This is a genomic window from Shewanella sp. 30m-14, from assembly GCF_052977125.1.
In genome coordinates, this window is the sequence record NZ_JBRILW010000063.1 from 1 (window position 1) to 630 (window position 630).

Sequence of the window (630 nt, forward strand, 5' to 3'; positions counted from 1 at the left end):
TTAAAGTTATCCATAACCACAAATGAAGAGAATACGATGAATGCAATTAGATCATGTTTTTACTTAGATTGGTATTATTTCCAAACCACCCACTAGACTCTTGCTCCTTTGAAAAACCAAGTGTTCTGTTTGCTACTAGAGCGTACAACAAAAAAACCTGATTTATACTAATCAATAAAGAGTTGTGATCTAATCTAGGTATCACAAACAACCCGTATTCCCCTTTTAAAAAACTACAGCGCTGAAGAAGCTTTGGCTTTATCTAGAGCAGAAAAAGATCCACGTAAACGGATCGGTTTACGGAGCGAACACATGTGGGTGAAAGTAAGTCGCTATAAATAAGCAGTATTTAGCATTGCTTGAAGGCAGAGAAGTGGTGACCGTCAAAATGGTAAAATGCTGTTATTGCAGGAGCAATATAACAGCCTTCGAAGCGAGAGAGTCCGTTCAGTAACGGGGTACGTAGGGATTTGTTTTTTTCGCGAAACGCATATACAAAAAAGCCCGTTGCATTAGCAACGGGCTTTTTTGCTTCTCTTTCGAGAATAATTTAGCGCCTGGAAATGACCTACTCTCACATGGGGAGACCCCACACTACCATCGGCGATATTGCGTTTCACTTCTGAGTTC

At 40.2% G+C, this 630-nt stretch carries 1 rRNA gene; it reads right to left on the reverse strand.

Annotated features, from left to right (window positions below):
- Positions 1-555: 555 nt before the first annotated feature.
- Positions 556-630 (reverse strand): 5S ribosomal RNA (rrf, locus tag ACVBIU_RS20490); the annotation flags it as partial.